We start from the raw sequence: 9,929 nt of genomic DNA on the forward strand, positions 1-9,929 counted from the left end.
GGCCTCTCAGTCCTGTGCTGCTCGTTCGCACTCGCCACCGCTCCAGCCTAAGCGGCGGGACGAGGGCGCCACCCCGGTGCGACCGCCGGTAACTTTCCTCGGGCCGACCCCTACCCATGAGTATTCCGCTGCCCTACTCTCGTGACCATGCCAGTGATTACTGGCACAGTTGTTGGTCCCGCACGAAAGCGCAGCACGCGACAGATCCCGGGAGGCGGCGGCATGGCGGCCGAGCACGAGCAGGAGCACGTACGGGTGGCGGTGATCGGTACCGGATTCGGCGGCCTGGGAGCCGCCGTCCGGCTGCGCCGTGCGGGGGTGACGGACTTCGTCCTCCTGGAGCGCAGGGAGGCCGTGGGCGGCACCTGGCACGACAACACCTATCCCGGGTGCGCGTGCGACATCCCCTCGCACCTGTACTCGTTCTCCTTCGCGCCCAACCCGGAGTGGCCGCGCAGCTTCTCGCCCCAGCCGGACATCCGCGCCTATCTGGAGCAGGTCACCGACACCTTCGGGCTGCGCCAGCACATCCGCTTCAACACCGAGGTGCAGCAGCTGAGCTGGGACGCGGCCGAGCTGTACTGGCGGGTGGTGACCTCGGCGGGCACGCTGACGGCCGACGTGGTCGTCTCCGCCGCGGGGCCGCTGTCCGAGCCCAGGCTGCCCGACGTCCCGGGGCTGGACTCCTTCGAGGGCAAGGTCTTCCACAGCGCCACCTGGGACCACGACTACGACCTGCGCGGCAAGCGGGTCGCTGTCATCGGCACCGGCGCCTCGGCCATCCAGATCATCCCGGCCATCCAGCCGGTCGCCGGCGAGCTGACCGTCTTCCAGCGCACTCCGGCCTGGGTGCTGCCGCGCAACGACCGCGCGATCAGCAGGGCCGAGCGGAAGCTGCACTCCCGCTTCCCCGCCACCCAGAAGCTGCGCCGCTTCGCGCTGTGGGGCGTACGGGAGCTGGAGACGCAGGTCTTCGCCAACTATCCGAAGCTGCTGCCCGCCGTGGAGCAGGTCGCCAAGCTGCACATGAAGCGCGCCGTCAAGGATCCGGAGCTGCGCCGCAAGCTGACGCCGGACTACCGGGTGGGCTGCAAGCGCACGCTGCTGTCCGACGACTACTATCCGGCGCTCGCCCGGCCCAACACGCACGTCATCGACTCCGGGCTCAAGGAGATCCGCGGCAACACCCTCGTCTCCGCCGACGGCCGTGAGGCGGAGGTCGACGCGGTGGTCTTCTGCAGCGGCTTCTACGTCTCCGACATGCCCCTCGCACACCTCGTCAAGGGCGCCGACGGCGAGACGCTGGCCGAGTCCTGGGCCGCGGACGGGATGAACGCGCTGCGCGGGACGACCACCACCGGCTTCCCCAACTTCCTGTTCATCATCGGTCCCAACACCGGTCTCGGCACCAGCTCGATGGTGCTGATCATCGAAGCGCAGCTCAACTACCTGGTCGACTACGTACGCAAGCTGGACACCCTCGGCGGCGGCGACAAGGCCGCGCTGGACGTACGGCCCATCGCCCAGCACGCCTACAACGCGAAACTGCGCGAACGCATCAAATCCACCGTCTGGGAGACCGGCTGCACGAGCTGGTATCTGGACGCGCAGGGACGGCCCGTCGCCGTATGGCCGGGCACCACCGCGGAGTTCCGCAAGGTCACCCGTGAGGTGCGGCTGGAGGAGTACGAGGTGCTGCGTGCGCCGCGCAGCGGTGCGGGTACCGCAGCCCGCCGCAAGGCGCCGCTGCTGGCCGGGAGCGTCAGCGGGGGAGCCGCCGCGGGGGAGGACGTGCGATGAGCCGGATCACCAGCACAGCTCACCTCAAAGGGCTGACCGGGCGCTATGCGCCGCCCGCGCCCGCGCGCGAGCTGACCGCGCGCTCCGGGGACGGGGTGCCCCTCCCCGTCGAGGTGCACGGCCGCGACGGCGACCCCGCCGTCGTCCTCGCCCACGGCTGGACCTGTTCGACGCTGTTCTGGGCGCCGGTCATCCGCGAGCTGACCCGAAGCGGCCACCGCGTCATCGTCTACGACCAGCGCGGGCACGGCCGCAGCCCCGCCGCCGCGACGCCCATGGCCTACAGCACCGCCATGCTCGCCGACGATCTGTGCGCCGTACTGGACGCCGCACTGGAGCCCGGCGAACGAGCGGTCGTCGGTGGCCACTCGATGGGCGGCATGACCCTCATGGCGGCGGCAGGCCGGAGGCAACTGCGCGAGCGCGCGGCCGCGTTGCTGCTCTGCAGCACCGGCGCCGAACATCTGACGGGCCAGGCGCGGGTGCTGCCGTTCCGCTCCGAGAGGGTGCGTGCCGTCGCGCACCGGGCGCTGCTGGGCTCGGCCGCGCCGCTGGGGCCCGTCAGCCCGCTGACCCGCAAGGCCCTCGCGTACGGCACGCTCGGGCCCGCTCCGGAGCCGGCGGCCGTCGAGGCGACGGCGCGCATCGTGCACGCCTGTCCGCGCCGGGTCAGGTCCGCGTGGGGCGGGGTGCTGGCCGGGCTCGACCTGTCGGCCAAGGTGCCGCGGCTGGACGCGCCCACCGCGGTCGTCATCGGCACCCACGACCGCCTCACCCCGCTCCCGCACGCCCACCGGCTGGCAGCCGCGCTCCCGCACTGCACAGGAGTGCACCAGCTGGAGCGGCGCGGGCACATGACGCCGCTGGAGGAGCCGGAGACGGTCAGCAGCGTGCTCGCGGCGCTCGTACGGGACCATCTCGCCGCCACAGCCGCCGAGGACACAAAGGAGAAGAGCGCATGACCAGAGTCGGTCTGGAGGGCCAGGTCGCCGTCATCACCGGCGCGGCCCGCGGCGTAGGGGCGCTGCTCGCGCGGAAGATGGCGGCGCGCGGTGCGCGGATCGCGCTGGTCGGGCTGGAGCCGGACGAGCTGAAGCGGGTCGCCGCCTCGCTGCACACCGACTCCGCGCACTGGTATGCGGACGTCACCGACCACGAGGCCATGGCGCGGGTCGCCCGCGAGGTCAAGGAGCACTTCGGGAAGGTCGACATCACCGTCGCCAACGCGGGGGTGGCCGTGGGCGGTCCTTTCATGGACTCCGATCCGGTCGCCTGGCGCCGGGTGATCGAGGTCAACCTCATCGGCGGCGCCGTCACAGGGCGCGCCTTCCTGCCCGTGCTGGAGGAGTCGCGCGGCTACTTCCTCCAGATCGCCTCACTCGCGGCCATCACCCCGGCCCCCATGATGACGGCGTACTGCGCGTCCAAGTCCGGTGTGGAGGCGTTCGCGCACAGTCTGCGAGCGGAGGTCGGCTACAAGGGCGTCGGCGTCGGCGTCGGCTATCTGAGCTGGACCGACACCGACATGGTGCGCGGCGCCGACGCGGACGAGGTGATGCGGGACGTACGGCAGCGGCTGCCGTGGCCGACCAACAAGACGTATCCGCTCGGGCCCGCCGTCGACCGGCTCGTCGCGGGGATCGAGCGGCGTGCCCCGCATGTGTACGGGCAGTGGTGGCTGCGCGGGATGCAGGGCATACGCGGATATTTGGCCCCGCTCATCGGTGGCCCCTTGGGACAGCGCGAAATGAGGGCCATCGCTCCTCGGGTGGCGGCTGCGGGCGGGGTCTCCACGGGGCTCGTCGGCGCGGGCGGCGAGGCCGATGAGAGGGCGCGGGCTTCACGGTAGGTGCTCCGCATGGGCGGCAACGCACCAGTTCCCCGCGCCCCGTCAGGGGTGCGGGGAACTGCTCCCCCAGCCTTCGGCCGGGAGGTGCCCCCAGAAACCACAAAGCACCCGCAGCCCGCAAGCAACGGACAGGGGCACCCCCCTCAGCGGTTCTTCTCTTTCCACTCCTGGGCCCGCCGCTGGGCCTTGTCCTTCAGCTCCTGCGCCCTCTCCCGGGCATCCTGCCCACCACCGCGCTTGCCGCCGGACTGGGCCTTCTTCTCCTTGCCCTTGTGCCGAAGCTGCTCGGCCTTGGACTTGAACTGGTCTGCGATGCCCATCGTCACTCCTTCAGACGTGTCGGAAGTGTCTTCTCACGGGCACTTTCCACCCTGCCACGGCGGCGCACAGCGTGCATGCGCAACAAAAGCCGCCCGCAGGGCTCAGTGCCGCGGCGGCAGCTGCGGCCGGGAGCGGTCCGGGACGTTCGCATAGTCGGGCGGCGTCCTGGCCGGGTGCCGCTCCAGCAGGTCGAGGGCTGTGCTCACGGCGGTGCCCAGCACGGAGCTGCGGCCCTCGGCCCAGTCCAGGGGGGTGCGCAGCACCTCGATGTCCGGCTCCACGCCGCGGTTCTCCACCGACCACCCGTAGCCCTCGAACCACGCGGCGTTCATCGGCACCGTGATCACCGTGCCGTCGCCGAGCCGGTGCCTGCCCGTCATCCCGACGACGCCGCCCCAGGTGCGGGCGCCGACGACGGGGCCGAGGCCGAGCAGCCGGAACGCGGCGATGATCATGTCGCCGTCGGAGGCCGTGGCCTCGTCGGCGACGGCGACCACCGGGCCGCGCGGTGCGTTGCTGGTGTAGGTGACGGGCTGCGCGTTGCGGGTGAGGTCCCAGCCCAGGATGGTGCGGGTGAGCTTCTCCAGGACGAGCTCGCTGATGTGCCCGCCGGCGTTGCCGCGTACGTCCACGATCAGCGCGGGCCGGGAGACCTCCAGCCGCTGGTCGCGGTTGAACTGGGCCCAGCCCGAGCCGCCCATGTCGGGGATGTGCAGATAGCCGCACCTGCCGTCGCTCAGCTCGCGGACGACCTCCCGGCGGCGGGCCACCCAGTCCTGGTAGCGCAGCGGGCGCTCATCGATCAGCGGGACGGCGGCGACCCGGCGCGGCCCCGCCTGCTGGAGCGTCAGTTCGACCGTCGTCCCTCCCGCTGCTGCCAGCAGCGGTGCCGGGCCGCTGACCGGATCGACGGGCCGCGCGTCGACATGGGTGAGCAGTGCCCCCTCGCGTACCGGCGAGCCTGCGAGCGGGGAGCGGGCCCGCGAGTCGGAGGAGTTGCCCGGCAGGATGCGGGCGATCTGCCAGTCGCCGTCGGGGGTGCGCATCAGATCGGCGCCCAGGAAGCCGATGGGCCGCTGATAGTGCGAGGGGCCCTCGTCGCGCCGCGCCGGGGTGACGTACGCGTGCGAGGTGCCGAGTTCGCCGAGCACTTCGCGCAGCAGGTCGGCGAACTCGTCGGGCGAGGCGACCCGTTCCACCAGCGGGCGGTACTGGTCCAGAACCGACTCCCAGTCGATGCCGCTCATCCCCGGGTCCCAGAAGTACGCCTGGATCAGCCGCCCGGCCTCCTCGTACGCCTGCCGCCACTCGGCCGCCGGATCGACGTCGTGCAGGATGCGGCGCAGATCGATGTAGGTGGTCGTGTCCGAGTCGGCCTGCTGGTCTGCCGGGATCACCCGCAGCAGACCCTCGTCGTTGACGACCAGCCGGGTGCCGTCGCCGCTGGGCGCGAACCAGTCGATGTCGCTGGTGAGTTCGGTGTGCTTGGCGGTCGTCAGATCGAAGTGTTCGAGGGTGGGACGCCCCGAGGTGTCGGCCGGGTTGACGAACGTCTCGCCGAGCGCGCCGGAGATCGGGTACCGCAGCCAGATCAGCCCGCCCCCGGCGACCGGGCACAGCGCCGCGTACTTCGAGGCCGTCACCGGGAACGGGGTGACCCGGTTGGGCAGCCCCTCCGCCTCCACCAGCACCGCGGCCTCGGGCCCCTCCTCCTCGGCGCCGCCCGCCGGCCGGTCGTGCGGGTCGAGCCCGCCCGCGGCCGGGCGGCCCTCCGGGGTCAGCGCGAACGGCGAGAGCGTCGCCGAGGAGAGCGGCACCAGGTACGGGCGGCAGCCCAGCGGGAAGGAGAGGTCGCCGGTGTGCACGTCGTAGACCGGGTCGAAGCCGCGCCAGGAGAGGAAGGCGAGATAGCGCCCGTCCCGGGTGAAGACCGGCTGTTCGTCCTCGAACCGGCCGTCCGTGACGTCGAGTACGGTCCGCTCGCCCTCCGGCTCCGAGACCTTCGCGATCTTGATGCAGGCCAGGGACCGTCCCACTCCCGGGTGCGCCCAGGCCAGCCACCGTGAGTCGGGCGCGAAGGCGGGACCGTGCACCGGGCCGTTGTCGGAGCGTACGACCTCGCTGATGGCGGCCGTCCCGGAGCCTGCAGCCCCCTCGGCCGTCCCGGAGCCTTCCGCTTCCTCGGCCGTCCCGTCCAGCTCGGGAACATCGACCAGCAGCAGCCGCCCGTCGTGCGCCACGACCGCCAGCCGTTCACCGGAGGGCGAGGCGACCAGCTCCAGCACCCGCCCCAGCCGGCCGGCGGCGATCCGGTAAGGAGGCCGGGGCCGGGAGGCGCGGGGCAGATCCGTGATCTCGATGGCGTCCTCGCCCTCCGCGTCGGTGACATAGGCGATCCGCCCCGTGTCGCCCAGCATGGTGGGCAGCCGCACCCGCACCCCGGGCGCGTCCGCCAGCGCCCGTGCCGGGCCGTCGCGGTGGGTGAGCCAGTAGAGGCTGCCGCGTACGCCGACCGCGCTGGCCCGCCCGGTGGGGTCGACGGCCATCGCGTCCACATGCGCGGCGGCGGGCACCTGGTAGGGGCGCCGGCCCGCGCGCTGGCCGCCCAGCCGTACGTCGAGCCGGCGGGGACGGGCCACGTGGGCGAAGTCGTCGACCATCCACAGCTCGCCCGCGCACTGGTAGACCACCCGCCGTCCGTCGGTGGACGCGTGCCGGGCGTAGAACGCGTCGTGGTCGGTGTGCCGGCGCAGATCGCTGCCGTCCGGGCAGCAGGAGTAGAGGTTGCCGACGCCCTCGTGGTCGGAGAGGAAGGCGATGCGGTCCCCCACCAGCATCACCGAGTCCAGGTGCCCTTCCAGTTCCGGCAGCAGCCGCTCGCCCTGGAGCCACATCCGCCCCGTGGCGCCGCCCCGGTACCGCTTCCAGCTCGCGGGCTCGTGCGGCGGCGTCCCGGTCAGCAGCAGCGTGCGGCGCTCGCCCTCCTGCTCGGCCACACAGATGTCCGAGACGGGCCCCCACGGCAGTCTGCTGCCGGGGCACGAGGCGTCCGGGCGGCTCTCGGGTGGAGCGTCCGGGCTGTCCACGGGGATGCGGTACGCCCAGGCGCGGTGGGCGAACGGCTCACCGTGCGAGGCCACCGCCAGCACATCGCCCTCCGGGGTCCAGCCGCGCACCCGGGTGTCGGTCGCGCCCCAGTACGTCAGCCGCCGCGCTGGACCGCCCTGCGTCGGGACCAGATAGACCTCCGGGTCCAGGCTGCGCCAGTTGGCGAAGGCGATCCGCCGCCCGTCGGGACAGAAGCGGGGGTGGCTGATCCGGGTGCGGTCCACGGTCAGCCGCCACGCCCGCTCCGACGGCGTCCCGGGCTCCGGGACCGGGGCGACCCACAGGTCGTCCTCGGCGACGAAGCAGAGCAGATCGCCATGCAGGTGTGGAAAGCGGAGATACGCGCCGTGGTCGGTCATCTATTCCATGTTTCGCGTGGATTTGTACCTAAGCAACTTGTGACGTGTCCCTCATTTCCGGGCGCCGAGTCACCCCCGGAGGTGCGAGGAAGCGTCGATTGACATGAGCTCTCATTGCCGGGCCTGCGGCGCCCCCCCCACGCCGCGCTCCCTCAGCGCACCCCGCTGTAGCGCTCTGCTCCACCGCACCGTCCAACTGTCCGACCTCGAGACCGGAGAACCTCTCTCGTGGCCACCTTCCTGTACAAGCTCGGCAGACTCGCCTTCCGGCGTCGCCGCATCGTCGCCCTGATATGGGTGGCCCTGCTGGTGGCGGCCGGAGCCGGCGCGTCCACCGCCTCCAGTCCGCCAGACGACGACTTCGCGCTGCCCGGCACCCAGGCCCAGAAAGCCTTCGACCTGCTGGAAGAGCGCTTCCCTGACGCCAACGCCGAGGGTGCGACGGCCCGTATGGTCTTCCGCGCGCCCACCGGCGAGAAGGTCACCGCATCCGAGAACAAGGCCGCCATCGAGAAGACCCGCGAGGAGCTGAGCGGCGGCCAGGCGGCGGCCGTCTCCGACCCGTTCGTCAAGAACAGCGGGGCGATCAGCAAAGACGGCAGCATCGCCTACGCGTCGGTGACCTACAAGGTCCCGGCCCAGGAGATCACCGACAAGACCCGTGAGGGCATCAAGGACGCCGCCCAGTCGGCCCGCGACAGCGGCCTGACCGTGGAGACCGGCGGCGACGCGCTCCTGGTGGAGCCGGAGATGGGCAACGCGGAGGTGATCGGTATCGGCGTGGCCGCCGTCGTGCTGATCCTCACCTTCGGCTCACTCATCGCCGCAGGGCTGCCGCTGGTCACCGCGCTGATCGGGGTGTTCATCGGGATCTCCTCGATCACCGCGCTCGGCGCCACCCTCGGCCTGTCCGCCAACACCACGACGCTGGCCATGATGATCGGCCTTGCGGTCGGCATCGACTACGCGCTGTTCATCGCCTCCCGTTACCGCGCGGAGTTGACCGAGGGCCGGGAGCGCGAGGAGGCGGCCGGACGCGCCGTCGGAACGGCGGGCTCCGCGGTCGTCTTCGCCGGGCTGACCGTCGTGATCGCGCTCGTCGGGCTCTCCGTCGTCAACATCCCGGTCCTCACCAAGATGGGCCTGGCCGCCGCCGGGACCGTGGTCATCGCCGTGCTGGTCGCGCTCACGCTGGTGCCCGCCGCGCTCGGCATGGTCGGCAAGCGGATCTTCGGCCGCCGGGTGCGCAAGGCCAACCCGGAGACGGGCGTGCCGCCCGCCGCCGACGCCGAGGGCCAGCGCCCCAAGGCCGGTGCCCGGTGGGCCGGTTTCGTGCTGCGCCGCCCCGTGCTGGTGCTGGTGACCGCCGTACTGGCGCTCGGCACCCTGGCGCTGCCGGTCGGCGCCATGAAGCTCGGCCTGCCCGACGAGGGCAACCAGCCGGAGAGCACCACCCAGCGCAAGGCGTACGACCTGCTCTCCGACGGGTTCGGTCCGGGCTTCAACGGTCCGCTGATGAACGTCGGGGACCTGACGGGCGCCGACAACCCGAAGGCCGCTGCCGCCGAGATCCAGAAGCGGCTGCAGAAGGTGGACGGCGTCGTCGCGGTCAGCCCGCCGCAGCTGAACAAGAGCGGTGACACCGCCACGCTGATGGCCGTCCCGAAGTACGGCCCCAGTGACGAGCGCACCAAGAAGATCGTGCACGACATCCGGGACCAGTCGGACGCGATCGAGAAGGAGACCGGCGCCACCCTGCTGGTCACCGGCTCCACGGCGGTCGCCATCGACTTCTCGCAGGTCATGAACGACGCACTGGTGCCCTACCTGGCGCTGGTGGTGGGCCTGGCCTTCGTGCTGCTGATGCTGGTCTTCCGCTCGGTGCTGGTACCGCTCAAGGCGGCGCTCGGCTTCCTGCTGTCGGTGCTGGCGGCGCTGGGCTCCGTGGTGGCCGTCTTCCAGTGGGGCTGGCTGGCGGACGTCATCGGCGTGGAACAGACCGGGCCGATCATGAGCATGATGCCGATCTTCATGATCGGCGTGATCTTCGGGCTCGCGATGGACTACGAGGTCTTCCTGGTGACGCGGATGCGCGAGGCGTACGTCCACGGGGAGAATCCCGGCCAGGCCATCGTCAGCGGATTCCGGCTGGGCGCACGGGTGGTGACCGCCGCGGGCATCATCATGATCAGCGTCTTCGCCGGGTTCATCGGCTCCTCCGAATCCATGATCAAGATGATGGGCTTCGGCCTCGCCATCGCCATCCTCTTCGACGCGTTCGTGGTGCGGATGGCCATCGTGCCCGCGGTCCTCGCCCTGCTGGGCCGCCGCGCCTGGTGGCTCCCGCGCTGGCTGGACCGGCTGCTGCCGAACGTCGACGTCGAGGGCGAAGGTCTCCGCAAGGGACTGCGGCTCGACAAGGACACCGTCGCCACGGTGCCCCCGCCGCGCGAGCCGGAGCGCACGGGGGTGTGACCCCCTCCCCGCGGGGC

Annotated in this window: 6 protein-coding genes; 4 read left to right on the forward strand and 2 right to left on the reverse strand. The window is 71.8% G+C overall.

Translation table 11 applies throughout. The features are described from left to right. Nucleotides 1-222: 222 nt before the first annotated feature. The 3 genes from ITI46_RS30800 to ITI46_RS30810 are packed head-to-tail and all read left to right on the forward strand — an operon-like array spanning nucleotide 223 to nucleotide 3,649. Nucleotides 223-1,800, forward strand: coding sequence for a flavin-containing monooxygenase (locus tag ITI46_RS30800; RefSeq protein WP_209243221.1), 1,578 nt, complete (start codon nucleotides 223-225; stop codon nucleotides 1,798-1,800). Then, entirely contained in the window at nucleotides 1,797-2,762 is a 966-nt protein-coding gene (locus ITI46_RS30805; RefSeq protein ID WP_209243222.1) for an alpha/beta fold hydrolase, read from the forward strand. Before ITI46_RS30800 ends, ITI46_RS30805 begins: the two co-directional genes overlap by 4 nt. Then, nucleotides 2,759-3,649 carry an SDR family oxidoreductase gene (locus tag ITI46_RS30810; RefSeq protein WP_209243223.1) on the forward strand — a complete coding sequence of 297 codons (891 nt, stop codon included), beginning with the start codon at nucleotides 2,759-2,761 and terminating at the stop codon, nucleotides 3,647-3,649. The genes ITI46_RS30805 and ITI46_RS30810 overlap by 4 nt, the downstream gene beginning before the upstream one ends. A gap of 143 nt (nucleotides 3,650-3,792) precedes the next feature. Here the strand turns inward: ITI46_RS30810 and ITI46_RS30815 are convergent, their stop codons facing one another. Both ITI46_RS30815 and ITI46_RS30820 read right to left on the reverse strand, forming a co-directional pair. Then, complete coding sequence (locus ITI46_RS30815; RefSeq protein ID WP_209243224.1) at nucleotides 3,793-3,969, reverse strand: hypothetical protein; 177 nt, start codon at nucleotides 3,967-3,969, stop codon at nucleotides 3,793-3,795. A gap of 102 nt (nucleotides 3,970-4,071) precedes the next feature. Further along, on the reverse strand, nucleotides 4,072-7,437 hold the full coding sequence (locus tag ITI46_RS30820) for a S41 family peptidase (RefSeq protein ID WP_209243225.1): 3,366 nt from the start codon (nucleotides 7,435-7,437) through the stop codon (nucleotides 4,072-4,074). A gap of 228 nt (nucleotides 7,438-7,665) precedes the next feature. Here ITI46_RS30820 and ITI46_RS30825 point away from each other — a divergent pair, with 228 nt between their 5' ends. Further along, on the forward strand, nucleotides 7,666-9,912 hold the full coding sequence (locus tag ITI46_RS30825; RefSeq protein WP_209243226.1) for an MMPL family transporter: 2,247 nt from the start codon (nucleotides 7,666-7,668) through the stop codon (nucleotides 9,910-9,912). Nucleotides 9,913-9,929: the final 17 nt, after the last annotated feature.

It is taken from the genome of Streptomyces oryzae (assembly GCF_017676365.1).
GTDB lineage: Bacteria > Actinomycetota > Actinomycetes > Streptomycetales > Streptomycetaceae > Streptomyces > Streptomyces oryzae.

Excerpts from the sequence above, each read along its gene's own strand:
- ITI46_RS30810 (WP_209243223.1), top strand. The coding sequence starts at position 2,759 with ATGACCAGAGTCGGTCTGGAGGGCCAGGTCGCCGTCATCACCGGCGCG.
- ITI46_RS30820 (WP_209243225.1), bottom strand. The coding sequence starts at position 7,437 with ATGACCGACCACGGCGCGTATCTCCGCTTTCCACACCTGCATGGCGAT.
- ITI46_RS30800 (WP_209243221.1), top strand. The coding sequence starts at position 223 with ATGGCGGCCGAGCACGAGCAGGAGCACGTACGGGTGGCGGTGATCGGT.
- ITI46_RS30815 (WP_209243224.1), bottom strand. The coding sequence starts at position 3,969 with ATGGGCATCGCAGACCAGTTCAAGTCCAAGGCCGAGCAGCTTCGGCAC.
- ITI46_RS30805 (WP_209243222.1), top strand. The coding sequence starts at position 1,797 with ATGAGCCGGATCACCAGCACAGCTCACCTCAAAGGGCTGACCGGGCGC.